Here is a 25,385-nt window from a genome sequence, read left to right as displayed (position 1 = left end):
GGCGTTCGCCAGCCCGAGGATGTACACCGGTCGCGACCAGTTACGGGGGTCGAGCAGCGGTCCGGTGTACCGAGGCATACCGGAATACAACCCGCAACTCGACCGCGACCACAACGGCATCGCCTGCGGGTCACCGCACCTGGCAGCGCCGCCCCGCGAGGATGGTCTGCGGTGGGTGCCGCACGTCCGGCCGGTCGTTGGCGCGCTCGAGACGCGGGTGCGAGGTCGCCGAGCCCGCGACACTGTCGACAAAAGGACGAGAGCTTACCCTGGACCCCATGACCAACCCGAACGATCCGTGGGGAGAGCGGCCGGGGGATGCGCCGACCGAACGTATACCCGGTCAGTCCGGGTATCCGCTGCCGTCACACACCGCGGAGTACACCGAGGCGTATGGCCCTGACGGTGCCCCGTCGGCGTATCCGGTCACCGAGCAGTACTGGTCGGCGCCGCCGCCACCGAACGCCACCCGTGAGCTGCCGACCTACGACAGTCAGTGGGCCAACTACGGCCAGGGCTACGGTGACCAGTGGCAGGCCGCGGCCGCGCCTCCCGGTGCGACGCCCCCCGGTGCCCTACCGCCCGGTCTCCCGCCGCAGGATGAGCCGCCGGAGCCGCCGCGGCGCAATGTCGGCCTCTGGCTGGCGATCGGTCTCGGTGTGGTCTTGCTGATCGGTGCGATCGCGGTGATCGCGGGAGTCTTTGTCGGCGGGAAGGATTCGTCGACCAGCGCGGACGGCCCTTCGGCGTATCCGAGCACGAGTAGCAGGAATTATCCCGGCCTTCCGCCACGCACGGGGTCACCGGATTCGGGACAGCCGGGTGGTCCACCCGGCGGCCTACCCGGCCTGCCAGGGCAGGACGACCCGGGCCTCGGCGGTACGGCCATGGGTACGATCACCGCCAACGACGGCACGACATTGACGTTGGATTCCCTGTCCGGTCAGTCGTCCACGGTGCACACCGACGACAGGACACAGGTGATCTCGCTGACCGGAAGTCGGGTGTCGGACCTGCAAAATGGCGACATGGTGTTGGTACAGGGCGACAAGGCGTCGGACGGATCCATCCAGGCCAAGATCATCATCAGCACCGCTCTTTCGGGGGGAGAACGATGAATTACCCACGCGCAGTAGCCCTTCGGGGCGATCGCCGGCGAATCTCGGGTACCCCCATACGATCCTCGTCGGATTCGGTCGCGCGCCACGGCCGGTCGGTGACGGGCATTCGGCCGCTGAGCTGGATAGGCTAGGGGGCGATGATGGCTCCAGTGTGGTTCGGGTTGGCGGCGATCGCGCTTGTCGGTGCGATCGTGCTGCTGTATTTCGATCGGATTCAGCGACAGCGGACCGGTCACGCGCGGCAGGTCTGGGCGAAGGCGCAGGGCTACACCTATGTATCGGTGGAGCCCGCGTTACCGGCGACGTGGCGGCGCGGTGCGCTGGCCAAGTTGGGTTACCTGTCCGCGGTCGATGTGGTGTCGGGCATCCGCAAGGGTGAGAAGTTCGTGCTGTTCGATCTGGAGGATTCCGCCACCTTGGTCGCGGTGCGTCGCCAGATCGGCTCCGACATCGACATCGACATGCGCCTGAAGACCGCGGCACCGCCGAAGGACCACGATCTGGAGCTACTCGGCGCGATCGGCGACCGCGTGGTGTTCGCGACGAACCCCGAGATCGCCAGGCACGCGGTGGATCAGCGGATGGTCGCGTTCATCGAGATGCTGTCGGATTCGGTACAGATGCTCTGGAGTGAGGGCAACTGGACACTCGGCATGCTGTCGGTGGGGACGAGTTCGCGGGAATGGGAAGCGGCGATCGATGCGGTGCTGCGCCTTTCGGGCCTGCTGCACGTGTTGCCTCCGGTCAGCGAGCCGCGCTTCGGCAACGATGGCCACGATCCCGGTCGCCCGCGCCCCCGCGGTCGCCTGCACCCCGAGGACGACCCGGAACACCATGTGTTGCACGAGGATGCCGGCCGCCGCCCCGGCGCGCCGCGTATGAGCAAGAGCGTGGAGTCCGCGGACGACGGTGGCCCCGCCGGTGCGGGATTCGCCGAGAACGACTACGACGACCGCGATTACGACGATTACGACGATCGCGGTTTCGACGACCGCGCGGATTCCGGTCGACGGGAAGACCCCGAATCGGAGTACCCGGAGCGCGACTTCGACGACGACCGCGCCCCGCTGTCCCCGGTGATCGGCGAGGAGTCGCCGCGCCGTCCTTCGCTGGCCGTAGTCCCCGATGCGAAGACCAGGGTGCGCGCGGAACCCGACCTCGACGACGAACACCTCGATGCCGAGCGCGCGCCACGTGCCGACGAGGACGACCGACCCGAGCGACCGCAGGGACGTCCCGGCGGGCCGTTCCATCCTGGCTTCCGTCCGTATCAGGGACCCGTGCCACGGTGATCGGTCGGCCCGCGTCGATCCCCCGTGTCCCGCACGCGCTAGCGTCGCCGGAATGATCGCCGGACCCTTTGCGGTTCAACGGCAATCACGCCTGTTCATCGCACGCGGAAGGACTCGAACATGATCGATGAAATTATCGCCAACTCGCCTGGCGGCACGTCGGATGCCGGCGAGCCGACGCACGAGACCGCCTCCGGTTCCGACCGGCGTCGGCTAGCCCACTTGGTGGGTGAGCTGGCGGTGGTGCACGGGAAGGTCACGCTCTCCTCGGGCAAGGAAGCCGACTACTACATCGATCTGCGCCGCGCGACGCTGCATCACGACGCGGGTCCACTGATCGGGAAGCTGCTGCGCGAGCTCGTCGCCGACTGGGACTTCGATGCCGTGGGTGGGCTCACCATGGGTGCGGACCCGGTGGCGTTGGCGGTAATGCACGCGCCGGGGCGCGCGATCGATGCGTTCGTCGTGCGTAAAGCGGCCAAGACGCACGGCATGCAGCGTCAGATCGAGGGGCCCGACATCGTCGGTAAGCGGGTGTTGGTGGTCGAGGACACGACCACCACGGGAAACTCGCCGCTGACCGCGGTGCGCGCGCTGCGCGACGCGGGTGCCACCGTGGTGGGTGTGGCGACCGTCGTCGACCGTGAAACCGGCGCTGACCAGGTGATTGCCGCCGAGGGGTTGGAGTACCGTTCGATCCTCGGACTGGCTGATTTGTCGCTGGGATAACCTGAACCACGGTTAATTTTCTCGAACAGGTGGAGTCACCAGTGGTGGGCATTGCAGTCAACAACAGCCGCGACAACGTCGCGATGCTCGGAATCGGTGCATATCGCCCGCAGCGCGTCGTCAGCAATGACGATGTCTGTGCGGTGCTCGACTCCACCGATCAGTGGATCTTCGAGCGCACCGGCATCCGCAATCGTCGGTGGATCAGCGGTGACGAGACGCTGCGTTCGATCGCGGCCGCGGCGGGTGAGCGGGCGCTGGTCAACAGCGGTGTCGATCGCACCAAGATCGGCACCCTGATCCTCGCCACCTCGAGCTGGTTGACGTTGACGCCGCACGGCGCACCCTCGGTGGCGTTCGATCTCGGCATCAATGGCATCCCCGCTTTCGACCTCACCTCGGGATGCGGTGGGTTCGGCTATGCGCTCGGGGTGGCTGCCGATTTGATTCGCGCGGGTTCGGCGGACTATGTGCTGGTGATCGGGGCCGAGACGATGACGGTCGGCCTCGACCCCACCGATCGTGGCACCGCGATGATCTTCGGTGACGGCGCGGGCGCGGTGGTGGTCGGCCCGAGCGAGAGCAACGGCATTTCCCCCACGGTGTGGGGCAGCGACGGCGAGAATGCCGCGGCCATCATGCAGGACATCGACTTTCTCGAATACATGCATCGGGCGCAGGAGATGCAGGGCCTCGACCCGGCGGAGCATCCGGTGGGTCGAATGTCGTTGCGGATGGAGGGCCCTCGGGTGTTCCGTTGGGCTGCGGTCACTTTGCCGAGAGCGTTGTCGGCGGCGTTGGAGATGTCCGGGGTCGCGAAGGAAGACATCGACGTGTTCGTTCCGCACCAGGCGAATGCGCGGATCAACGAGTTGATGAAGAAGAATCTCGGCTTGGCCGACGACATTCCGATGGCCAACGATATCGAGAACACCGGCAATACCTCGGCGGCGTCGATTCCGCTCGCGATGGAGGAGATGCTGGTCACCGGTAAGGCCAAGGGCGGCCAGTTGGCGCTGCTGCTCGGCTTCGGCGCCGGGCTCAGCTATGCCGGTCAGGTCGTCACGTTGCCGCCGAAGCCGAACGAACCGAGTTTCTGACGCCGTGCGCGGGCTGCGCGTGGGGTATGTGGTTGCCGCGGCGGCCACGGTTTTCGGTGCGGTGACCGGGCGCGACCGCGTGCAACGGGTCGCCAAGCCGCTGTTGATGCCGTTACTCGCGGTCGATGTCCTTGTCGAGGGCGGCGCCATGGGGCGCACCGATCGCGGTGTGCTGTTCGGTGCGCTCGCGGCGGCGACCCTGGGCGATGTGTTCCTGCTGGATCCGGATGACGATCGTCGACTCGTCGCGGGCGCGAGTTCCTTCGCGGTCATGCAGACCGGGTATTCGGTGCTGTGGTGGCGCCACGGCGCGCGAGCGACCGGCCCCGCCGCCGTGCCGAGGGTCGGCGGATGGCTCGCAGCCGCCGGCCTGCTCGCCGCGCGAGCGCGCCCGTTGTCGATCCCGCTCACCGCCTACGGTGCCACCCTCGCCGTAGCGGGCACCCTCGCCGCCGATCCTCGCCTAGCACCGAACTCGAAAACCATTGCAGGCATATCGATTCCGGATAAAAACCCACGCAGCAGGCTCGCCCTCGGCGCACTACTGTTCACCCTGTCCGACGGCATGATCGTGCTCCGCCGCCTGTTCGCCCGCCGCGAGGTCACCCGCCACCTCACCGAGGCCCTCATCCTGGCGACCTACGCCACGGCCCAGCTCGCCTTGGCCGATCCGCGGGCGCACGCACAACCCCCTTCGCGCTCCTAGCCTCGCGAACCCGCGATCACCCGGTTCGATCGCGAACGCGTAGGACGCCATCGAGTGGTCATCTGCGCCAGTCGATGAGCGGACGCCGCGTGGTCGTGTGCGGCGTGCTCGCTGCCGGCGGCTGCCCTGCTGTGTTACTCAGGGCGCCATTCGCTGGGCCGGCCCCAGGATGCGTCCGATGCCGGTGAGCGCGCACTCAACGACCTGATCGGCATGTTCGTCGACACGCTGGTCTTGCGTACGCGAGTGGGATGGCTTCCTCGGATCGGTCAGGAACTGCCCCGCAGCGTAGGCCGGCTCGTCGATGCTCGAGCAGTACAGGCCGAACCGGGCTGCCGAGCGATCGGCCGGTGATCGTGACGCCGACGCCATAATGGATCCGATAGCGTGTCGCTAGCTCGCGCGATTGCTCGTCAATGTCGTCGTATCGATCCGAATCGGTGACGTACCGAGATCGAGCTCGACCCGACCCGTGCGGTCGCCGACCGGCTCGTAGTGCTCGCCCCGAAGGTGATAGCTCAGCAGGCTCGCGGGCGCGTCCAGGTCGACGAGCCAATAGTGTTCGATCCCGGCTTCGGCGTACTCGGCGAATTTCGTAATCCGGTCTGTGCGCTTGGAACCCAACGAGAGAACCTCCACCGCGAGCAGCACATCGGCGGCATTCCAGCGTGCACGATTCTCCTCGATTCCGGCACTGGGGACGACGAGCAGATCGGGAACGCGCACCGTGGGTACCGGATCGGATTCGATGATCACCTCGACCTCGGTCAGCACACCCAGCGTCGGCGGTAGCTGGGGCTCCAGCTGGGCGGCGAACCGCCAGATCGCACGCTGATGTTGCGACACCGGCCTCGGTGACACGACCAGAACCCCCTCGACGAGCTCGTAGCCGCGGCTGCTGTCCTGCGGCATGTCGATCCATTCCTCCAGGGTCAGCAGATGATCCGGTTGATACATGACGACCGTCATCGCTTCCTCCTCCCCACATGGAATACGCCTAGTGTCAGTTTGCCACAGGACAGCGGTAGCTGAGCCGGTCAACCGCGCAGGCGCAGGACCGCGAGTACGCGGCGGTGGTGGGTGTCGGATGGGGGGAGGTCGAGTTTGGTGAAGATGTTTCCGATGTGCTTTTCCACCGCGCGTTCGGTGACGGTGAGGGCGGAGGCGATGGCGTTGTTGGTCAGGCCCTGAGCCATCAGCTCCAGTACCTCGCGTTCGCGCGGGGTGAGGCGGGTCAGTGCGTCTTGCTGGCGGGAGGCGCCCATCAGTTGGCTCACCACCTCGGGGTCAAGGGCGGTGCCGCCGGTGGCGACTCGGGTGAGTGCGTCGATGAACTCGCGTACGTCGGCGACCCTGTCCTTGAGCAGGTAGCCGACGCCGCTGGCGCCGCCGGCGAGCAACTCGGTGGCATACCGGGTTTCGACCCATTGCGAGAAGACCAGCACGCCCGTCATCGGGAATTTGCGGCGCAGCTCGATCGCCGCCAACAGCCCCTCGTCGGTGAAACTCGGTGGCATGCGCACATCGACCACCGCCACATCCGGGTTGTGCGTGGCGACGATGTCGTCGAGGTTGGTGGCGTCGCCGACCATCGCGACCACCTCGTGACCGTTCTCGGTGAGTAACCCGGCCAACCCGTCGCGCAGGATGGCGCTGTCCTCGGCGAGCACGATGCGCAGACCCTCGGGCCGGGTCATCGTGGTCCCGCCTTGGGCAGTCGGATGCTCACTTCGGTCGGCCCGCCGAGTGGACTGTGCACGGTCAACGTGCCGTCGACGGTTTTGGCGCGTGCGGCGAGTCCGAGCAGCCCACTGCCCCCCGCCAATCCGCCTTCGGCGGGTTGACGCACCCCGCCGATACCGTTGTCGCGCACGGTCACCGTGATGGTGCGCGCATCGGTGGCAAGCACCGAAACCCAGGCCTCGGTGGCCGCCGCGTGCTTGATCACATTGGTGAGCAGTTCGGCGGTGGAGAAATAGGCGATGGATTCGATCGCGGAGCTCGGGCGCTGTGGGAGGTCCACGCGCAGTCGCACCGGAATCGAGCAGCGCGCGGTCAGGGTCTCCAGGGCCGGTTCGAGACCCAATTCCAGTGCGGGCGGGTGAATTCCGCGCACCAACTCGCGCAGCTCGGTCAGCGCTTCCTTGGAGCTGGCACGCGCGTCGGCGATCAGATCGCCCGGGTCGTTGCCCGCGGCGAGGCGATCCTCTGCGCGCCCGAGCGCCATGGCGATGGTGACCAGCCTGGCCTGGGTGCCGTCGTGCAGGTCGCGTTCGAGGCGTTGCAGTGTCGCCGCCGAATCCACCACTGCGGCACGCCGACCCTCGCGCAACTCGATGACCTGCTGCTCACGCGTGGTCGCGCCGAGCAGGGCGACCGTGAGCACCCGCTGCACCCAGCAGAACACGCGCAGCAGCCAGGGCAGCACGAAGCAGCCGATGACGCCGATCGCGGCGAGGCCGAGGACCCGCGGCCACGAGTCGATGAAGTAGTTACCGAACTGGCCGAGCGAATGATGCTCCACGCCATCGGCATCGATATTGGTCGGATGAAACAGCACCCACGGAATCGGTGAGAGGGCGGTGAATACGGTCATCGCGATCCCGACGAGCAGCAGATAGCCACCGACCAACGCGATCGCGCACTGGAGGAACAGGAAGCCGAGCGCACGCCAACTCACCGCATCGGTGAATGCGCCGACGAGGAACCCGATCAGCCCCGGTTTCGGCGCGAAGGGCGGCGGCTCCGGCACGTCGGTATCGAGCAGGTGCCTGGCCAACGCGCGGTAGATCACGCTCCACAGGCGTCCACCGAGCAGGACCAACGCCAGCACCGGCGCACCGATGATGGTCACGACGAGCAGCGCACCACCGCCGACACCGGTGAACAGGTAGCTGATGGCCACCCCGCCGAGCATGAAAACCGCGAGCAGGTAGGCGAATTCCTTCCATGTCTGCGCTTGGAAGGGGGCGAGGAGCACGGCGCGGATGCCGCGCGCCGCCGATCGTGGTCTCGCCGGCGGTGTTTCGGTCACTGTGCCCAGTACCAGGGTCGATTCGACAGGTGTTTCGGTCATAGGTCCATGCTTGTCGCCGCCGCAGTGGTTTTCGAGGGAGCTGGCCGCCGAATAGGGGGTGTGGCCAGCTACACCTAATACGATCCTGTGATGAGCTATCCGCCGCAGTCCCCGCCGCCTGGCTACCAAGGTTATCCCGGTTACGGGCCGCCGCCCGACCACAGTAACGCGACCCTCATCATGATCCTCGGCATTCTGAGCCTGGTGTTGTGTCAGATCCTCGGCCCGTTCGCCTGGGTGATGGGGCGTAGGGCGCTCAACGAGATCGATGCCTCCGGCGGCACGATCGGTGGACGCGGCAGCGTGCAGGCGGGCTACGTCTGCGGCATCATCGCCACGGTCATCACGGTATTGAGCATCCTCGTGATCGTGGTGGTCATCGTCGCGACGGTCGTGATCGGTGTCTCGGCCGATACCGGGTCCTGACGCCGCTCGGCCGCAATTAGCATCGTCGGGGTGAATCAGCCAGTGCACGACCACCCCGACCACCAGGTGACGGACCCGGATCGGCTCGGCGCCGATCAGCAGGCGGGCCCCACCGAGTGGGGCGCGCATCCGCACGGCGTCGGTCCATGGGCGGTCGAGCACGAGGGCCCCGCACCCGAGGACTCGAGGTTGGATCCCGAGCTGCTCGCCGAGGGCGATCGTCGCAATGTGGTGGACGCCTACCGGTACTGGACCCGTGCGGCGATCGTCGAGGACATCGATCAGCGCAGGCATCCGTTCCATGTCGCCATCGAGAACTTCGGGCACGACGCGAACATCGGCACGGTGGTGCGCACCGCCAACGCGTTCGCGGCGGCGGCGGTGCACATTGTCGGTCGGCGGCGCTGGAACCGCCGGGGCGCCATGGTGACCGATCGCTATCAGCACATCGCCCACCACGCGGATATCACCGAGTTGGTGGCGTTCGCCCACCGCGAAGGACTGCGGATCGTGGCCGTCGACAATGTGCCCGGCGCGGTCCCGTTGGAGACCGCGGCGCTGCCGCGCGATTGCCTGCTGCTGTTCGGTCAGGAGGGTCCCGGCGTCACCGAGCACGCGAAAACCGCTGCCGCGATGACGGTTTCGATCGCACAGTTCGGGTCGACCCGCAGTATCAACGCGGGTGTCGCCGCGGGCATCGCGATGCACACCTGGATCGCGCAGCACGCGGATCTGTCGGCGGCGTGGTAGCGAAAATCAACAATCCGATGTCGGATACGTAACAGATCGGGCGACCGAAGGGCCAGGAACCTGGCACGATAGGGAGATGACTTCGGGCAGCGAGGAGTTCGGCGTGCCGGACGCGGGGGGAAACGGGCGGCCCCCCGCGAAGTCGCCGATCGCGCGATTCGGTCCGTACCCCGCCCCGCGTCCTACCTCCACCGCGAACGCGCGGATGTCGTCGGCGGTGTGGTCGGAGCGCGCCGATCTTGCCGAGGCAGCACTGGTTTCGCGTCACCTGCGTCCGCTGTGGGCGTTGCCAGCGACCGAACTCGGCGTGGTCGGTTGGCCGGCGACGCTGCGTGAACGGCTGTTCTTCTCGTGGAACTACTGGTGGCAGGCGCATCTCGTCGATTGCGCGATCGATGCCGCGAACCGCGCACCAACTCCGTTGCGCCGCAAGCGAGTCGCCACGATCGTGCGCTCGCATCGGTTGCGTAACCTCACCGGTTGGACCAACCGTTACTACGACGACATGGCGTGGCTCGCGCTCGCCGTCGAACGCGCTCAACGCACGCTGGGCATCGGGCACACGCACACGGCGTTGTCCGCATTGGAACGACAGTTGCACGACGGTTGGGACGCGAAGGTCGGCGCCATCCCGTGGCGGGTGGGTGCGGACTACTTCAATACGCCCGCCAACGGTCCCGCCGCCATCGCCCTGCTGCGGCTCGGTCATCTCGATCGCGCGGCCGAGATCGCCGACTGGCTGGACGCGACCTTGCGCGACGAGGAGACCGGACTGATCCTCGACGGCATTCACCTGCCCTCCGGTGAGATCGAACGCCCGGTCTTCACCTACTGCCAGGGGGTCGTGCTCGGCCTGGAGACCGAACTCCTCTTGCGTACCGGCCAGGCCAACCACCTCGCGCGGGTGCGTCGCCTGCTGAGCGCCGTCGAAGAGCACATGACGACGCGCGGCGTGGTCCACGCCGGTGACGGTGGCGACGGCGGGCTGTTCAACGGGATCCTGGTGCGCTACCTCGCATTGCTCGCGGTGTCGTTGCCAGGCACGGACGAAAAACACCAGGCCATCCGCTTCGACGCCGCCGACATCGTGCGGCTCAGCGCGAACGCCGCGTGGGCCAATCGGCTGGAGGTCGAGGGTGAGCCGCTGTTCGGCCACGACTGGAGCACCGCTGCGCAACTGCCTGACGCCAGCGCGGGCGGCGCGCACTTCACCGAGGGGGGTTCGGTGACGTCCTCGCGTGTTCCCGAGCGTGATCTGTCGGTGCAGTTGTCGGGCTGGATGCTGATGGAGGCCGCCTACCAGGTGGCCGCGGCGGGGTTGTAGTCGCCCGATTCAGGCCGTCGGCGATACCGCGAAGTCCTCGGCGGGCTTGGCGAGCTCGCGCCGATAGTGTCGAACGCCGATCACCGTGCCGACGACGAGGGTGAGCACCAGCGTGCCGATCACGATCGGCATCAGCCACGGCACACGGTCGAGGAAGTTGCCCGCGTAGTAGCCGATCAACAGCAGCACCGGCGCCCAGATGATCGCGCCGATGGTGCTGGCGATGGTGAATTTGCGGTGATCCATCTGCGCGGCACCCGCGACGGTCGGGCAGAGGGTGCGTACCCACGGGATCCACCGTGCCACCAGTACCGCGAGGAACCCGTGGCGTTGCAGCAGATCCGAGACGCGTTGCAGGTTACGGGTGTTGATATAGCGACCGTTCTTGCGCGCCACCAATTGGTGGCCCGTGCGGCTGCCGATGACGTAACCCACCTGATTGCCCGCGATCGCGGCGATCATCGTGCCGACGGCGAGCGCCCAGACGTGCTTCTCGCCCGAGGCGTGCGAGGCCATGACGATGCCCGCGGTGATCAGCATGGAGTCGCCGGGCAGGAACAGGCCGAGGATCACCGCGCATTCGAGGAACACGAAGGTGAGCACTACCGTCCAGACGAGCGCGGGGCCCGCCGACATCAGCGGATCGAAGTTGCCCATTGCTAGGGACGCGGTGGACATTGGGGGCTCAGCGGGTCGAATCGTTCGCCGGGGCGGCGAGCTCTGGCTCGGGCTCGGTGTCGTCGGCCTTGCTGTCGCCTCGGGCCAACAGCTTGCGGCCGATCGCGAAGATGCCCGGCAAAATCGAGATCAGCACGATCAGCAGGAAGATGGCTTCGATGTGGTCGCGGATGAACGCGATATTGCCGAGGAAGTAGCCGAGCACGGTGACGCCGCCACCCCACAGGATGGCGCCGACGATGTCGAAGGACACGTACTTGCGGTAGTCCATTTTGGAGACGCCCGCGAGCACCGGCATGAAGGTGCGCACGATCGGCACGAACCGGGCGAGGATGATCGTCTTCGGCCCGTGCTTCTCGAAGAACTCATGCGTCTCGGTGACGTAGCGCTTCTTGAACAGCCGGGTGTCTTCCTTGTTGAACAGTGCGGGGCCGATGGACCTGCCGATCCAATAGGCGCACTGATCACCCGCGAAGGCGGTGACCGCGACGGCGGGCACGAGCACCCAGATCGAGACCGGTGGCGCCGGATGCGCGGCCAACAGGCCGCCGGTGAACAGCAGTGAGTCGCCGGGCAGGATCGGGAACAGCAGTCCGGTTTCGATGAAGACCATCACGAGGATGGCGGGTAGGACCGCGTTCTTGAGCCACGTATCGGTCAGCAAGTGCATCGGGTCGAGCAATTGCGTCAGCGCGATGTTGCTCGTCACCGATTCTGTCGCTGCCAGCAGAATCACGTGGCCTCCTGTCCCGAATACAGCTGGCCACCTTGCTTTGCCACCATCGCGGCGGCCGCCAGCGCGATTACCGCGACCACAGTACCGGGTTCGACTGAGAAATCCCTGATGTGGGCGATGCTGCCGGTGGAAGGGGTCCGACGTGCACGGCCAATCGTCCGGGCGAGGGGTACGGCGCGGGGGTCCTGCCCTAGTCTTATGGCCAGATGTAGGTCGGACAAATCAGGTTTTTGCCGCCCCCCGCAACAACACGGAGGTCTTACAGTGCCCATCGCGACTCCGGAGGTCTACGCCGAGATGCTCGCTCGGGCGAAGGCGAATTCGTTCGCTTTCCCGGCGATCAACTGCACGTCGTCCGAGACGATCAACGCGGCCATCAAGGGCTTCGCCGAGGCGGGCAGCGACGGCATCATCCAGTTCTCCACCGGTGGCTCGGAATTCGGTTCCGGTCAGGGTGTGAAGGACATGGTTGTCGGCGCGACGGCATTGGCGGAGTTCGCGCACGTGGTCGCGGCGAAGTACGACGTCACCATCGCGCTGCACACCGACCACTGCCCCAAGGACAAGCTGGACGGCTTCGTGCGTCCGCTGATCGCGCTGTCGCAGGAGCGGGTGAAGCAGGGGCGCAACCCGCTGTTCCAGTCGCACATGTGGGACGGCTCGGCGATCCCGATCGACGAGAACCTGGAGATCGCCAAGGAGCTGTTGAAGGCGACGCACGCGGCGAACATCATCCTCGAGGTGGAGATCGGTGTCGTCGGTGGTGAGGAAGACGGTGTCGAGGCCGAGATCAACGACAAGCTCTACACCTCGCCGGCGGATTTCCGTAAGACGATCGACGCGCTCGGTGCCGGCGAGAACGGCCAGTACCTGCTCGCCGCGACCTTCGGCAATGTGCACGGCGTCTACAAGCCGGGCAATGTGAAGCTGCGCCCGGACGTGCTCGCCGAGGGGCAGCGCGTGGCCGCCGACAAGCTCGGTCTCGGCGCGGACGCGCAGCCGTTCGACTTCGTCTTCCACGGCGGTTCCGGCTCGTTGAAGTCGGAGATCGAGGACGCGCTGAATTTCGGTGTGGTGAAGATGAATGTCGACACCGACACCCAGTACGCGTTCACCCGGCCGATCGCCTCGCACATGTTCGCCAACTACGACGGTGTGCTGAAGATCGACGGCGAGGTCGGCAACAAGAAGGTCTACGATCCGCGCAGCTACCTGAAGAAGGCCGAGACATCGATGTCGGCGCGGGTGCTCGAGGCGTGCAATGATTTGAAGTCGGCGGGGCGGTCGATCAGCGCCTGACCCATGATTACGGGGGCTTGGAGCACATGAGTGTTGATGTGCGCGTGCTCGGGCCCGTTCGGTTGCTCGTCGGCGGTGAGCCGGTAGCGGTCGGCGGGCCCAAGCCGCGGGCTTTGCTTGCCGCGTTGACCGTCAATCGGCGTCGTGCGGTGTCGTCGCCTGCGTTGGCCGATATGGTGTGGAACGAGGATCCACCCGACGCCTACGCCGCGAGCTTGCAGGTATTCATCTCGAATATCCGTAAGGCGCTACGTAATTCGGGGATCGATCCCACTCCGGTGCTGCGCACCGAATCCTCCGGGTATCGCCTCGAGATCGAGGACAGCGCGTGCGATCTCGGCCGTTTCGAGGCCGCGCGTGAGGAAGGCACTCGTGCCGCCGCGGCCGGTGAGCATGCCGCTGCCGCACGGCATTTCGGTCTCGCGCTGGGTGAGTGGTCCGGGCGTGCGTTGGCCGATCTCGCCGGTTTGCAGTTCGCCGACGGTTTCGCCACGGCGATGGACGAGGAGCGTGTGCTCGCCGCCTCGGCCCGCATCGATGCCGAAATCGCTTGTGGGCGTGCGTCTTCGGTGATCGGTGAGTTGGTCTCGATGACCACCGAGCAGCCGTTGCGTGAGCCGCTGTGGGGCCAGTTGATCACCGCACTGTATTTGTCCGGGCGCCAAGCCGACGCGTTGGACGCGTGTCGTCGCGTGCGGACGGTGCTCGCCGAGGAGCTCGGCATCGATCCAGGGCCCGCGTTGATCGACCTGGAGCGCAGGGTGTTGCGGCAGGAGCCGTTGAGCACCGTCGAGTTGCGTCAGGTCGAGCGGATGGCCGCGGCGATGACCGAGACGGTGACCGAGGCGCCGACGGCGGTGCGCAACGGTGAGTTGCGGATGTCCGACGGCCGTGCGGTGCCGATCGCGGCGGGTGGTCTGCGGATCGGGCGGATGACCGACAACGATCTGATCGTCGACGACCCCAAGGCCAGCAGGTATCACGCGCACATCATGCCGAGCCGGGCCGGGTTGCTGATCAAGGATCTGCACTCGGCCAACGGTGTCTTCGTCAACGACGAGCCGATCGACAGCGGTGCGCTGCTTGCCGACGGTGATCAGATCAGGATCGGCGCCACGATGATCACCTTTCGCGCGTTGTCCTGACCGGAGCCTTCGACGGCAGCGGGCCGAAGTGCGCCGGGTCGCGGGCCCTCGGTGCTCTGATCGCGGCGGCGGTGGCGCGTTCGGCGCCGGGGCGCCGACTGGCTCGCGGCGCGGTTACCCGCAGGCGATGCCGTTGTGGTCGCGGTCCAGCTGTGGGTTGTATTCCGGTGTGCCTCGGTAGACCGGACCGCTGCTCGACCCGCGTAATTGGTCGCAACTGGTGTACATCTTCGGGCTCGGTTCTGCTTTGGGCGGCACCACATTCGACCCTTTCGGGCCCGGTCGGTATTTCGGCACCGGGTGAGAGCCAGAGTCCTTGGGGCTGACGACCATGACGAACTCCGGGGGAGTGTTCTGTTCGGCGGTGGCGACCTGAGGTACCAGCACACCGGCGCCTGCCAGGAGACAGGCGCCGATGACCGGCACTGCTCGGCGTCCGATGGTGGAGGGTTTCATCCCTCCATCCTGCGCCGAAATCTACTCGCAGGCGATGCCGTCGTTATCGCGATCGAGATGACGGGCGTATCCGGGTTCACCGCGATACAAGGGCGCCTGACCTGCGCGGCGAACCTCGGTGCAGTTCTTGTAGTAGACCGAGGGTGGTGTGGGTGCTGGGGCTGCCTGCGGTGGTGCGGGCAACGGTTGGGGTTGTGCGTGCGGTGGTCGCGGCGCGGGTTCGGGCGCCGGAAGTGGCGGTGGTGCGGGCTGGCTCGGCGGGCACAGTTGCGCGGACCCGGTGTGACACAACAGATCACCGAGCGGATCGGCGTTGGCGCTCGTTCCGAGCGTGAGGGTGGCGCCGAAGAAGACGACCGCGGAACCGATGCCGACAAGCGTGCGAAGCGGGAGGGTATTTCGCATGTGAATGACATGTCCTGTGTGACTGGAACTGGCTACCCGAAGGATTCCCCAGGTAGACGGCTTCTCCCCCCGACAGGAGTCGCTGTGCCGTCACGCTAGCAAGGTGGAGTACCCACCCGGACGGAAATTACACTAAAAAATTCCGTCAAATTCTGAACTAACTGTCCGGCTGGCCTTTTCGCAGCACATGGTCCGCCCGTCGGGCGAGCGGCACCGTGGCGCCCCGGCGGTTCGGACTACTCGCATGCGATACCGTCGCGGTCGCGATCGAGGTGTTCGGCGTACCCGGGGTCGCCTCTGTCGCGGTAGAGGGGGGTGTCGCCCGCGGCGCGCGCGGCGTCGCAGTTCTCGTAGTAGGGATCGACCGCTCGCGGCGACGTTTGGGCACTGCTCTGCGGGGCGGATGCGGAAACTGCTGTGGCAGTGGTGGTTCCGAGGGCAACGGTGGTCGCGGCGAGCAGGCTGGCGAAGCCGAGGCCGAGCAACGTGCGCACGGGGCGTTGGGTTCTCATGGCAAGGTTTCCTAGCGTGGTGCGAGGACCAGCCGAAGTCGTCTGCAGCTCCGGCCGACGGCCACTTCTCCCCGACTAGGAGTTGTCGTGCTGCCGACGCTAGCAGGGTTATCGCAGGTCAACCAAGGTGCTGGGGGTGAAAAGGACCGTCGGCTCTGTTCGCGCGGCGACACCGGGCTACCGGCGAGGCGAAAGCGTCGAAGGACAGGTTTTCGTCCGGTAATGGCAGCGCGCGCACGAAACCCCGTATCTACCCGCCCCGGGGTCCGCGGCCACGGTCGTCACAGCGCCGCCCCGGCCTCGCGCCGGTGATCTGCGCGAACTACGGCGTCGCCGGATCACCGACCACGCCCCCCGGATACGTCGCCCATATCAGTGTCGACCGAATCGGCGGTTCGGGGAGCGAAACCCAGGGCGCGACTCCAGTCTTCGGTGGTGCTTCGACTCCACCGGGGAATCGTCTGTGGCGCAGAGTGTTCCGAACGTCAGGCGCCGCAGCCTCAGGTGTCGATCGGGATGCCGGTGGATCCCCCGGCTCGCTAATGAGCGGGATTCTTCCACGTGCGCGGTAGGGTCGGCGCAGCTCGAGGCGGGTTCCGGCGACTTGCGAGGGGAAAATATGGGTAGGCGGCTTGTGGCTGCGGTGGGTGTTGTCGTGGTGGGGGTCGCGGTGTTGCCGCTGGCCGAACGGCAGGCCGTGGCGGCGCCGGAGGCGGCGGGTGTCGTCGGGGCCGGTCCGTGTGCGAGTGACCCCGTGCCGACGCACGAGTCGGTGCTGCCCAAGACCGTTGACGTGCAGATTCCCTATCCGGTGGTGACTGTTCTTCCGCCGAAAGCGCCCGAACCCGCGCCGGTGCGCACCGAGATGAAGCTGCCGGTCGACCCGTGCCACAATCCGTGCCCCGACCTCACCGACCAGCCGGGCCCGCCGCCGTGGCCGGGACAAGCGTTCGGTATTCCGCAGATCCTGTTGAACGCCAAGCCTTTCCACTTCGCGGTGCCAGGTCCCGGCCCGGATCCTGGTCCGGTACCCCCGCCGCCGGCGGCGCTGCAGCCACCGGTGGAGAGTGCGGCGCCTGCGCCAGCGCGGGCCGCGCCACGGGTCGGACAGGTGCGTGAGGTGGCCAAACAGACCGGAGCGAACTCGATCAATCGCACCGATAAGCGCTGGCAGGTCGACGGCACCGACCTCGGCATCATGTGGGAAAGCGCGCCGGGTGAGATCGCCACCGCGTTCGGCGACACCGTCGGCCGCGGCTTCCACCCGCCGGGCGGCATGGGGGAGGACTGGCGCAGCAATGTTCTGGCGTTCAGCAGCGACCACGATTTGGACGACGGGGTCACCTACGACCGGATGATCACCGACGACCGCTGCCACGCCGCGGAGGTCCTCTCCAGCCGCAAGATGGACAATGTGGAGGTCACCACCATCCCGACCTCGGGGTTCGCGGTGGGTGAACGGCAGTACATGAGCTACATGTCGATCCGCACCTGGAACAGCCTGCCCGGTACCTTCTTCACCAATTACGGCGGCATCGCCTACTCCGACGATCACGGCCAGACCTGGACGAAAGATCCGTATGCCAGGTGGGACAACATCTTCGGGCTCGCGAACTTCCAGGTGAGCGCGATGGTTCCGCAGGGTGACTACGTCTATATGTTCGGCACACCCAACACCCGCCTCGGTGCGATCGGCCTCGCCCGCGTTCCGGTGGATCAACTCCTCAACACCACCGCCTACCAGTACTGGCAGGACGGAAACTGGACCCCCGTAGGCGGATTCGGCGCGGCGACCCCGGTCGTCGATGGCCCGGCGGGTGAGTTGTCGGTGCGCTACGACGCCGAGCGCGCGGTGTGGCAGATGAGTTACCTCGACACCGCCAAGGCCGCGATCGTTGTCCGCGAAGCGGATTCACCGCAGGGCGTGTGGTCGCCCGGCACGCCGACGGTGACGGTGCGCGATTACCCCGAGCTGTACGGGGGTTTCCTGCACCCCTGGTCGACGGGGTCGGATCTCTACTTCACCATCTCGACGTGGAACGACTACAACGTCTACCTCATGCACGCGAAGCTCGACGAATAACCGAGACTCGTCGCGCCGAGTTCCCTTCAGCGCAACCGCACGTCGGCCACAGCGCGGCCGAAGAGCTTGCGTCCCTCCGAGGTGCCGTTGAGCAGGATTGTCGCGGTGCGGGTTTCGGGGTCGACCGACTTGACCTTGCCGGAAAAGCTCACCGGCGCGGGTGCGTCCTCGGTAACCGGGACGAACCCGGAGAAGCGGACGGCGAGCTTGCTGATCGCCGTCGGATCGCCGAGCCAGGAGGTCAGGTAACCGGCCGCGAGCCCCATCGTCAGCATGCCGTGCGCGACCACGGTGGGCAGTCCGGCGAGTTGGGCCGCGTGCTCGCTGAAGTGGATCGGATTGGCATCGCCCGAGACGCCCGCGTAATTCGCCAGGTCACCGCGGGTGAGTCGGTATTCGTTAGGTGGTAGTCGGTCGCCGACGGACAACTCGTCGAAGGTGGGGACGGTGTGTACCGGGTGAATCTCGCGGTCGCGCGCCGGTGCGGCCAGCTCACTCGGCCCGAGCGCGACCAGTGCGTCGACCTCCTCGAACCGCTTCGCGGTGGTCTCGCCGTCGGCCGGACGACCCTGCATCATGATGTTGTCGACCACCGCCGCGATGCTGGCGTCGCTGGTGGCGGTCTCCTCGGCGGGATCGTTGGCGGTGTTGCGGGTGACGATCGTGGCGGAACCGAGGATCACCACTTCGTCGCGCTGGTTGGTGAGCGAGAAGCGGATGACCACGAATTCGTTCTCGTTGAACTGCCGGATCGAATCGATCAGCACCTCGCTGGTGATCCGGTCGCCCGCGAGAATGGGGCGGAAGCTCTCGAAAACCTGGTCGGTTTGCAGCACCCGCGAGAGGTCGTAGTCGGTGAGCACGGTGTCGAGCAGGGTGGCGGTGCCCGCCATGCCGATCACCGTGGCGAAGGTGGGTGGCGCGATCAGGGCGTCATAGCCGAGGCCATCGGCGTCGGTCTCGTGTTGGTGCGCGCCGTGGTGATTTTGCACGGCCCTGGCGAACTCACGGACCTTCTCGCGGCCGACCTCGTAGTGGTCTCTGACTCGAAATCGGTGTCCCGTCAGCGCCGCTGCCTGCGTTGATATGTCGGTATCCGGTGGCGTCATCATCAGCTCCCCTGCGTATGATCGGCCACCACTTTAGTGGTGAACCGAACCCTTGACCAGGTGAGTGTGCGGGCGCTACCGGATACCGGACATCAGCATCCGGTTGGCTACTCGGTGCCCGAGGGCCGGTCGCACACCTTCCATTCGCCTGCTGTCTGTTGCAGGTCGAAGGTGTAGGTGCTGCGCTTGGCCGGGTCGGCGTCGGTGTACACGGTGCCCTGCGCGACGGCGGTGTCGTCGGTGATCGTGACGGTATCGATGCCGTCGACCACGGGGATCGATTTGCGGTCGGTGGAGAGCTTGTGCACGTTGGCGTACTGGTCGGCCGGGATGCCCTGGTAGAACTCGTGCAATTCGCCGCAGGTGGTGGATTGCAACGTCGCGAGGTCACCGGACTGCAGGGCCGCGGTGTAATCGGTGACGGCCGTGCGGACCTTGCCCTCCGGGGAGCTGTCGGCGCCGCCGGTGGTGAGCGCCACGATCAGCACGATCAGCGCGACGACAAGCACGGCGGCGCCGCCGACGCCGAGCAGCCACTTCTTCGACTTGCCCGCCAAGGGGGAACTCGGCGTCGACGGTTCGGCGGCAGGTTGTGGTGGAGCGGGGATGCGCTGCGGTGCGGCGATCGGCCTGGGTTGTGGTGGGCGCGGGCCGACCGGATGCGCGGGCGTCGTCGGCTGGTGATCGGCCGGTGAGGGTGCGCTGGCCGGCCGCTGTTGCTCGGGTGGGCGCTGTTGTTCCGGCGGGCGTGGGGGTCGGAAGCCGGGGTCGACAGGTGGCGGACCCGAAGGGCTTTGCGGTGCGGGTTGTTTCGGCCCCGACTGGCGGGGGCCAGGAGCGGGACGTGGTGTGTTCGGCGGTTTGGTGACCGGGCCTCGTCCCCCGCCGGGTGCGGTGACGCGGTCGGTGGGCGACGGCTGCTTGGGCGAATTGGCCCGTTCGCCCGGTCGCTGCACCGGCAGGGCGACGGTCTTCTCGCTGTCGGTGCCGGCGGGAATGGCCGTCGTGACCTCGTCGGAGCCCGACGGGCCGCCCTTGTCGGTTCCGCGCGGGGACTCGGCCGGTTTCGCGGACTTGCCGGTCGTGCCCTGCTGCTTTTCGTCGCTGTCCTGTTTCGGCGTAGCCGCCTCGGCCGCAGCTGATTTCGAGTCGGACGGGCGATCTTGTCGCGCGGATTTCGATGCGGGCTGCTGTTTGCGAATGGCGATCGTCGCCGCGTCAGCTGCCGCACCGGCGGCCTTACCGCCCTGCTTCGCGGTGTCGGACCCGGCGGACGCGCCGTCGGGCTGTCCCGAGGTCTTCTGTTGTGGTGCGGCGTTTTTCGCCTGGCCGGGCGCTGCGGGTGGGGTCGAGCCGGAGGTGGGCTTGGTCGTGCCGCGCTTGTTGATCTCGACGGTTTCGGCGTCTTGGGCGCGCGCTCCGGGTGCGGAGGTGTTTTTTCCGTCCGGGCCCTTGTCGCTCGCGGACCCGGGGGCCTGTCCTCGCGGAGCGTTTTGGCGAGGACCAGCCGATGCCGCAGGTGCGCCGGGTCCGCCGCGCGGCTGACTCGGCGCGCTCGTCGGCCCCGCGGGCGAATTGCCCTGTCGTTCTCCGGCTGTGTTCGATGGTGCCGGTGTTTGCGGGTTCTTCGGTGCCTGTCGGTCTCGCGTGGGTCCTTGGGGTTCGCCTCGGCTGTCGCGTTGGTTTGGTGTGTTCGTCGGGCCCGCGGGCGAATTGCCCTGTCGTTCTTCGGCTGTGTTCGATGGTGCCGGTGTTTGCGGGTTCTTCGGTGCCTGTCGGTCTCGCGTGGGTCCTTGGGGTTCGCCTCGGCCGCCGCGCTGGCTCGGTGCGCTGGTCGAGCGTGCGGCCGGGTTGTCCGGTGAATTTCCCGCGGGCTTCGACGGTGTTTGCGCTGGCGCGGTTTTCCCGCCTTGGTCGCCGCGTGTTGGTGGCGGCGTATCGGCGGGCTTATTTTGTTGCCCACCAACCTGTTTCGGCGATGACCGCGGTGGCTGGTCCTGTGGGTGGCTCGGCGGCGGCGACGGCCTGTTCGTTCGCGCGGCGCCGGGGGCGTTCGGCGGCGACTGTTTCGGTGTCGCAGCGGCCGTGTCGGCACCGGACGATTTCGGGTCGACGCGTTCGATAGCGGTGGTTTGCGCGTCCGCGCCCATGGTGTCTTGCGGGTTCGACGACTTATCTTGTACCGCCTCGGGTTTCGAGGAGCCCGACGGTGCGGGCGCGGAAGGCTGATTCGGTGACTTCGCCTGCTCGCCACCCTGCTTGCCAGCGGCGGGTGGGCGATTCGTCGAATTCGGCTTCCCCGACTTAGTGGCGGGCGTGCTGATCCGCGGGGTGACTCGCGCTGGCGTGCTCGGCTTCCCCGTGTCGCCGCCGCCCCCGGTACTCTCCGGCTTCCCAGCGTCGGGAGCAGGCTTTTTCGTGCCGGAAAGGGGACTGGTCGGCGCCGCCGCCTGCTTTTCGGCGGCGGTGGATGTGGTGTCGGGGCGTGCGTCTGCCCCAGGAGACCCCGGGTCGGCGCTAGCTGGCACCGGCTTGTTTTTGTCGTTCGGGTCGGACACGCACACCCCTTGCTCGGTGAGGAAAATTGTTGAACTCGACGGCCAGCCTAACGAGCAAATCCGCCGTCGGTGCACAATGAACCGCATGACGTCGTTCGGTGACCTGCTCGGACCGCAACCGGTGCTGCTTCCCGACCTCGAAGAGGCGGAACAGGCACTACTCAACAAGGCCGATCCGGTGCGGGTGGCGGCCGATCACCCCGCCGCGTCGATCGCATGGGCCTACCTCGCCGAGGCCGCGCTCGCGCGTGCGCAAGAACAGGACGAGGCGGTGAATCACGATGTGGTGGCCGCGTACGCGTTCGCACGCACCGGATACCACCGTGGCCTCGACCTGTTGCGGCGCAATGGTTGGAAAGGCTTCGGCCCGGTGCCGTGGTCGCACGAACCCAACCAGGGTTTTCTGCGCAGCGTCGGCGCGCTGGCCAAGGCCGCGAAACTGGTCGGTGAGAACGAGGAGTACGCGCGCTGCCTCGACCTGCTCGAGGACTGTGACCCGCGTGCCGCGGCCGAGCTCGGCCTCGACTGAGCCACCACTGCCCGACCGTGCCCGCACCCGCCGCGCTGTCCTCGACAACGCCCTTGGGCCGGGCCATTCCGGATTGAACCTGGTGACCAAGTGATCGGCCTGAACTATCGCGTCGTCGACGCCCGCGCCAGTGGCATAACCAGGCTGCGCAACTCGTGGACTCGGTTGCGTCGTTCGGCGCTGCCGATCCTGCAGTGTGCGCTGGGCGCCGCGCTGGCGTGGTTCGTCGCGCATTCGATTGTCGGTCACCCGCAACCGTTCTTCGCGCCGACCGCGGCCGTCGTCTCGATCGGTGTCGCCTTCGGTGCGCGGGTGCGCCGTTCGGTGGAACTGCTCGTCGGGGTGACTGTCGGCATCGGGATCGGTGACCTTTTCATCAGCCGAGCCGGTACCGGCGTGTGGCAGATCGCGCTGGTGGTGGCGGTCGCCATGGCCGCGGCGGTGTTCCTCGACGGTGGTTCGATCATCACCATGCAGGCGGCCGGTTCGGCCGTGCTGGTGGCGACCCTGCTGCCGCCCTCGGCGGGCGGCGGTTTCTCCCGCATGATCGACGCGCTGGTCGGTGGTCTTGTCGGCGTGGTCGTGGTGGCGGCGATCCCGCTACATCCGGTGCGTCGAGCCAGGGTGCAGGCGGCGGAAGTGCTTGCCGTGATGGGACGTTCGCTGACCGACTGCGCCGACGGTCTGCTGGAACAGGACGCGGAGAAGGTGCGGATAGCGCTGACCGCGGTGCGTGCCACCCAGCCGAAGATCGACTCGCTGCGTTCGGCACTGGAGGGCGGCCGCGAGATCAGCCGAATCTCCCCGCTGTACTGGAACTCTCGCCCGCGCTTCGAGGCGATCAAGGCCACCGCCGACCCGCTGGACAACGCCATCCGCAATACCAGGGTGTTGCTGCGTCGCTCACTGACACTGGTGCAGGACGACGAGATTCTCGACCCGCGACTGATCGATGCGATGGAACGCCTCGGCCGTAGCATCGACGTTCTGCGCAGGATGATGCTCGCCGACCCCGGCGAGCAGCCCGACCAGGCGGAGGCGGCCAGGGTGTTGCGCTCGATCGCCAAGGAAGCACGTCCGGAACTCGTTGTCGGCGCGGGCCTTTCGGCGCACGTGGTGTTCGCCCAGCTGCGCTCGATCCTGGTCGATTTGATGCAGGTGTGTGGCCTCCAGCGAATCTCGGCGATGGCGCTGCTACCGCCAACTGTCCGCAACCCGTATGTGCCGCCGGAGCAATGACCGCACTACTCAGCGCTTTTCGTTGGCTCCGTTATTTTCCCGCACTGCCGGATTGATCTTCGCGTAGCGCGCTACTCGTGTCCGCGCCTGCGCGCGCCCCTACCTTGAGAGATGACCGCAGCGTACGAGGGGTGGTTGCGGTCGAGAACTTCGTGAGCGGGCGGGAATCATCCATCGGTTGGACTGGTGTGCTGACCGCAGGATTAGGGGGGTCCGTCGGCGAGCGAAGCGCGGAGCCGTCCGGCGCGCAGCCGGACGGCTCCGTTTGTCTCATGGGTGCCTCAGGTCCAGAAACGGGTGAGGTAGCTGCCGTATTTCGACCAATCCGACGGCACCCCGGACAGTTCGAACAGGGCGTACACGGCGTCGAAGAACACCCGATTCAGCACGGGGCTGAACAACAACGCGAACAGGATCAGCATCCCGAACGGCTTGAACTGGTCGAGTGAGCGCCGGGTTCGGTAACTCAACGACGGCTCGACGATGCCGTACCCGTCCAGTCCCGGCAGTGGAATCAGATTCAACAGCGTCGCGGTGATCTGGAGGAACGCGAGAAAGCTCAGCGCGAACCAGAACACCGGTTGCGAACCCGAGTCACCGAACAGGCGCACGATCAGCAGCAGCACCACGGCGCACACCGCGTTGACCGCGGGGCCCGCGCCGCTGATGATCCGCTGCGTGCGCGGCGAGAAATGGTGCGAGTGCACGTATACCGCGCCACCGGGTAGCCCGATGCCACCCAACGCGATGAACACCATCGGCAACCCGATCGACAGCAACGGGTGGCTGTACTTCAGCGGGTTCAGTGTGAGATACCCGCGCAACTCCACCTCGTGATCACCGGCCCGCCACGCGGTGAACGCGTGCGCGAACTCGTGGAGGCAGAGCGTGATGATCCAGCCGAACACCACGAACACGAAAACGCCGACCTTGGCTATCGTGCTGTCCAAGTCGGCATTCCAGGTCAGTACCGCGCCGACGACGGTGATCGCGACCACGAGCAGGAACACCGGGCTCGGCCGGATCGCGCGCGAGCGGCGTTGCGGGGGAAACGGTGTCGTCATCGCACCAGCAGCCAGGACTCGTTGTGGCGGTAGAAGCTCGCGCGCGGCACCGGCCGCTCGGTGGTGATGCCGTCGCGGGTCACCACGGCGCCCGGTGTGCCGAGCTGGGCCGCACGGCCTTCGACCCAGCGGCGCTTGCCGATTCGACGGGGAATCGTGGCGCGCACGCCGGGCAGGTGCGCGGTCGGTGAGATCTGCATCGCCGTCACGGTGCCGGAGAACAGCTTGGTCTCGTCGACGTAGGCCTCGCCCTCCAGCTTGCTCGCCTCGGGGCCGGTGATCATGGCGCGCCCGACCAGTACCTTGCCGGTGTCGTCGCGAATCAGTGGCAGCTCGGTGGGGGTACCTTCCACCGCGCGCTTGGCGGCGGCATTGCCGGTGCCGGTCTGATAGACGCGGGAACCGTAGGTCTTCTCGGTGGGCACGTAACCGATCTCCACATGCAGTCGTTCGGTGCGCATCAGGTGGGTCAGCACCGCGGCCAGCGCGGTGTCCTCGCCGAGCACGATCAGCCTGGGCAGGCTGTCGGCGGCCAACACCGGGAGCAGTTCATCGATCTCGTCGGTATCCGGGATCATTTCGGTGTGACTCATCGGTAGCGCCGCGAGGGCCAGCGGTACCGGCGCGCCATCACAACGCAGAACGTGGGTACTCAAACCGCGCTAAACCCTTCTCCTCCGCCAGGCGATGTTCGTCGGCGCGCCGCCGTGCTCGGGCGAAACCCACACCGCCGCGCTGACCCCCGTTGTCTCGGCTCTCGGCGTGCGCTGGAAGCACGGTGTGTCGCGTGCGTTCACTGCCGACGCTCGCTCACGAGTGCAACCATAACCCCGGTGCCGTGCCCCGTCACACGCCTCATCGAGGCTACGGCGCGCTGGCGCCGCTGTCGTGCGCCGGCTCCGGTGACGGTCCCCACCGACGAGCATCGAGGCGGCATCGATCGGCCGCGACAAGCGTTGGACTAGACTGTCCTTCCGGCCACCGCCTCGAAAACGGCAGGTAGCTGCAACACCGACAGTGTTGCGCGTCGAACCGTAGGAGACACGAC

Annotated in this window: 26 protein-coding genes; 14 read left to right on the top strand and 12 right to left on the bottom strand. The window is 66.9% G+C overall.

Features of this window, described 5'->3' with window-relative positions:
- The first annotated feature begins 19 nt into the window (after nucleotides 1–19).
- The 6 genes from ABEA50_RS30890 (at nucleotide 20) to ABEA50_RS04515 (ending at nucleotide 4,948) form a co-directional block, all read left to right on the top strand.
- Nucleotides 20–403, top strand: coding sequence for an excalibur calcium-binding domain-containing protein (locus tag ABEA50_RS30890; protein ID WP_425577526.1), 384 nt, complete (start codon nucleotides 20–22; stop codon nucleotides 401–403).
- A complete protein-coding gene (locus ABEA50_RS04535; RefSeq protein WP_425577565.1) occupies nucleotides 336–1,118 on the top strand; it encodes a DUF5666 domain-containing protein in 783 nt (260 codons plus the stop codon). Before ABEA50_RS30890 ends, ABEA50_RS04535 begins: the two co-directional genes overlap by 68 nt.
- Before the next feature lie 140 nt (nucleotides 1,119–1,258).
- Nucleotides 1,259–2,413 (top strand): type III secretion system chaperone family protein, encoded by a 1,155-nt coding sequence (locus ABEA50_RS04530; protein ID WP_345493736.1) that lies wholly within the window; start codon nucleotides 1,259–1,261, stop codon nucleotides 2,411–2,413.
- 120 nt (nucleotides 2,414–2,533) lie between these two features.
- A complete protein-coding gene (gene pyrE / locus ABEA50_RS04525; protein WP_345493735.1) occupies nucleotides 2,534–3,142 on the top strand; it encodes an orotate phosphoribosyltransferase in 609 nt (202 codons plus the stop codon).
- Nucleotides 3,143–3,183: 41 nt separating this feature from the next.
- A complete protein-coding gene (locus ABEA50_RS04520) occupies nucleotides 3,184–4,242 on the top strand; it encodes a beta-ketoacyl-ACP synthase III (protein WP_345493734.1) in 1,059 nt (352 codons plus the stop codon).
- A gap of 4 nt (nucleotides 4,243–4,246) precedes the next feature.
- Nucleotides 4,247–4,948 (top strand): lysoplasmalogenase, encoded by a 702-nt coding sequence (locus ABEA50_RS04515; protein WP_345493733.1) that lies wholly within the window; start codon nucleotides 4,247–4,249, stop codon nucleotides 4,946–4,948.
- 393 nt (nucleotides 4,949–5,341) lie between these two features.
- On the opposite strand, the gene ABEA50_RS04510 is transcribed toward ABEA50_RS04515, so the two are convergent.
- From ABEA50_RS04510 to ABEA50_RS04500, 3 genes are all read right to left on the bottom strand, one after another.
- Nucleotides 5,342–5,917 (bottom strand): Uma2 family endonuclease, encoded by a 576-nt coding sequence (locus ABEA50_RS04510; protein WP_345493732.1) that lies wholly within the window; start codon nucleotides 5,915–5,917, stop codon nucleotides 5,342–5,344.
- A 68-nt stretch (nucleotides 5,918–5,985) separates the two neighbouring features.
- Nucleotides 5,986–6,645, bottom strand: coding sequence for a response regulator transcription factor (locus ABEA50_RS04505; protein WP_345493731.1), 660 nt, complete (start codon nucleotides 6,643–6,645; stop codon nucleotides 5,986–5,988).
- Nucleotides 6,642–8,024: a sensor histidine kinase gene (locus ABEA50_RS04500; RefSeq protein ID WP_345493730.1), complete on the bottom strand. Its 1,383-nt coding sequence runs from the start codon at nucleotides 8,022–8,024 to the stop codon at nucleotides 6,642–6,644. Before ABEA50_RS04500 ends, ABEA50_RS04505 begins: the two co-directional genes overlap by 4 nt.
- A 90-nt stretch (nucleotides 8,025–8,114) precedes the next feature.
- Between ABEA50_RS04500 and ABEA50_RS04495 the strand changes: the two genes are divergently transcribed.
- The 3 genes from ABEA50_RS04495 (at nucleotide 8,115) to ABEA50_RS04485 (ending at nucleotide 10,524) form a co-directional block, all read left to right on the top strand.
- A complete protein-coding gene (locus tag ABEA50_RS04495; RefSeq protein ID WP_345493729.1) occupies nucleotides 8,115–8,450 on the top strand; it encodes a DUF4190 domain-containing protein in 336 nt (111 codons plus the stop codon).
- 66 nt (nucleotides 8,451–8,516) lie between these two features.
- Nucleotides 8,517–9,200 carry a TrmH family RNA methyltransferase gene (locus tag ABEA50_RS04490; protein ID WP_345494652.1) on the top strand — a complete coding sequence of 228 codons (684 nt, stop codon included), beginning with the start codon at nucleotides 8,517–8,519 and terminating at the stop codon, nucleotides 9,198–9,200.
- A 205-nt stretch (nucleotides 9,201–9,405) separates the two neighbouring features.
- Complete coding sequence (locus ABEA50_RS04485) at nucleotides 9,406–10,524, top strand: glycoside hydrolase family 76 protein (RefSeq protein ID WP_345494651.1); 1,119 nt, start codon at nucleotides 9,406–9,408, stop codon at nucleotides 10,522–10,524.
- Between the two features lie 9 nt (nucleotides 10,525–10,533).
- Here the strand turns inward: ABEA50_RS04485 and ABEA50_RS04480 are convergent, their stop codons facing one another.
- Together ABEA50_RS04480 and ABEA50_RS04475 are read right to left on the bottom strand one after the other, a co-directional pair.
- Nucleotides 10,534–11,202, bottom strand: a complete 669-nt coding sequence (locus ABEA50_RS04480) for a DedA family protein (RefSeq protein ID WP_345493728.1) — start codon at nucleotides 11,200–11,202, stop codon at nucleotides 10,534–10,536.
- 7 nt (nucleotides 11,203–11,209) lie between these two features.
- The gene (locus ABEA50_RS04475; RefSeq protein ID WP_345494650.1) at nucleotides 11,210–11,872 is read right to left on the bottom strand and encodes a DedA family protein; all 663 of its coding nucleotides are present in this window, start codon (nucleotides 11,870–11,872) and stop codon (nucleotides 11,210–11,212) included.
- Between the two features lie 330 nt (nucleotides 11,873–12,202).
- On the opposite strand from ABEA50_RS04475, the gene fbaA reads away from it, so the two are divergent.
- Nucleotides 12,203–13,237, top strand: a complete 1,035-nt coding sequence (gene fbaA / locus ABEA50_RS04470; RefSeq protein ID WP_345493727.1) for a class II fructose-bisphosphate aldolase — start codon at nucleotides 12,203–12,205, stop codon at nucleotides 13,235–13,237.
- Between the two features lie 26 nt (nucleotides 13,238–13,263).
- Entirely contained in the window at nucleotides 13,264–14,382 is a 1,119-nt protein-coding gene (locus ABEA50_RS04465; RefSeq protein ID WP_345493726.1) for a BTAD domain-containing putative transcriptional regulator, read from the top strand.
- Between the two features lie 114 nt (nucleotides 14,383–14,496).
- On the opposite strand, the gene ABEA50_RS04460 is transcribed toward ABEA50_RS04465, so the two are convergent.
- The 3 genes from ABEA50_RS04460 to ABEA50_RS04450 form a co-directional block, all read right to left on the bottom strand.
- Nucleotides 14,497–14,838 (bottom strand): excalibur calcium-binding domain-containing protein, encoded by a 342-nt coding sequence (locus tag ABEA50_RS04460; protein ID WP_345493725.1) that lies wholly within the window; start codon nucleotides 14,836–14,838, stop codon nucleotides 14,497–14,499.
- 21 nt (nucleotides 14,839–14,859) lie between these two features.
- Nucleotides 14,860–15,243, bottom strand: coding sequence for an excalibur calcium-binding domain-containing protein (locus ABEA50_RS04455; protein WP_345493724.1), 384 nt, complete (start codon nucleotides 15,241–15,243; stop codon nucleotides 14,860–14,862).
- A gap of 236 nt (nucleotides 15,244–15,479) precedes the next feature.
- Entirely contained in the window at nucleotides 15,480–15,755 is a 276-nt protein-coding gene (locus tag ABEA50_RS04450; protein ID WP_345493723.1) for an excalibur calcium-binding domain-containing protein, read from the bottom strand.
- 619 nt (nucleotides 15,756–16,374) lie between these two features.
- Between ABEA50_RS04450 and ABEA50_RS04445 the strand changes: the two genes are divergently transcribed.
- Nucleotides 16,375–17,838 (top strand): DUF4185 domain-containing protein, encoded by a 1,464-nt coding sequence (locus ABEA50_RS04445; protein ID WP_345493722.1) that lies wholly within the window; start codon nucleotides 16,375–16,377, stop codon nucleotides 17,836–17,838.
- A 26-nt stretch (nucleotides 17,839–17,864) separates the two neighbouring features.
- Here the strand turns inward: ABEA50_RS04445 and ABEA50_RS04440 are convergent, their stop codons facing one another.
- Complete coding sequence (locus tag ABEA50_RS04440) at nucleotides 17,865–18,947, bottom strand: fused (3R)-hydroxyacyl-ACP dehydratase subunits HadA/HadB (protein WP_345493721.1); 1,083 nt, start codon at nucleotides 18,945–18,947, stop codon at nucleotides 17,865–17,867.
- A 107-nt stretch (nucleotides 18,948–19,054) separates the two neighbouring features.
- The gene (locus ABEA50_RS04435; protein ID WP_345493720.1) at nucleotides 19,055–21,505 is read right to left on the bottom strand and encodes an Rv0361 family membrane protein; all 2,451 of its coding nucleotides are present in this window, start codon (nucleotides 21,503–21,505) and stop codon (nucleotides 19,055–19,057) included.
- An 85-nt stretch (nucleotides 21,506–21,590) separates the two neighbouring features.
- On the opposite strand from ABEA50_RS04435, the gene ABEA50_RS04430 reads away from it, so the two are divergent.
- Nucleotides 21,591–22,034 (top strand): DUF3151 domain-containing protein, encoded by a 444-nt coding sequence (locus ABEA50_RS04430; RefSeq protein WP_425577525.1) that lies wholly within the window; start codon nucleotides 21,591–21,593, stop codon nucleotides 22,032–22,034.
- Between the two features lie 90 nt (nucleotides 22,035–22,124).
- Nucleotides 22,125–23,273, top strand: coding sequence for an FUSC family protein (locus ABEA50_RS04425; RefSeq protein ID WP_345493718.1), 1,149 nt, complete (start codon nucleotides 22,125–22,127; stop codon nucleotides 23,271–23,273).
- Between the two features lie 281 nt (nucleotides 23,274–23,554).
- Here ABEA50_RS04425 and ABEA50_RS04420 read toward each other — a convergent pair whose 3' ends face one another.
- Nucleotides 23,555–24,337, bottom strand: a complete 783-nt coding sequence (locus tag ABEA50_RS04420; RefSeq protein ID WP_345493717.1) for a site-2 protease family protein — start codon at nucleotides 24,335–24,337, stop codon at nucleotides 23,555–23,557.
- Nucleotides 24,334–24,930: a hypothetical protein gene (locus ABEA50_RS04415; protein ID WP_345493716.1), complete on the bottom strand. Its 597-nt coding sequence runs from the start codon at nucleotides 24,928–24,930 to the stop codon at nucleotides 24,334–24,336. The genes ABEA50_RS04420 and ABEA50_RS04415 overlap by 4 nt, the downstream gene beginning before the upstream one ends.
- Nucleotides 24,931–25,385 lie beyond the last annotated feature (455 nt).

Origin of the sequence: Nocardia callitridis (assembly GCF_039543305.1) — a bacterium.
GTDB classification, from domain to species: Bacteria; Actinomycetota; Actinomycetes; order Mycobacteriales; family Mycobacteriaceae; genus Nocardia; species Nocardia callitridis.
The sequence above is the reverse complement of the archived record's forward strand: the minus strand, read 5'-3'. Positions and strand labels throughout refer to the sequence as shown.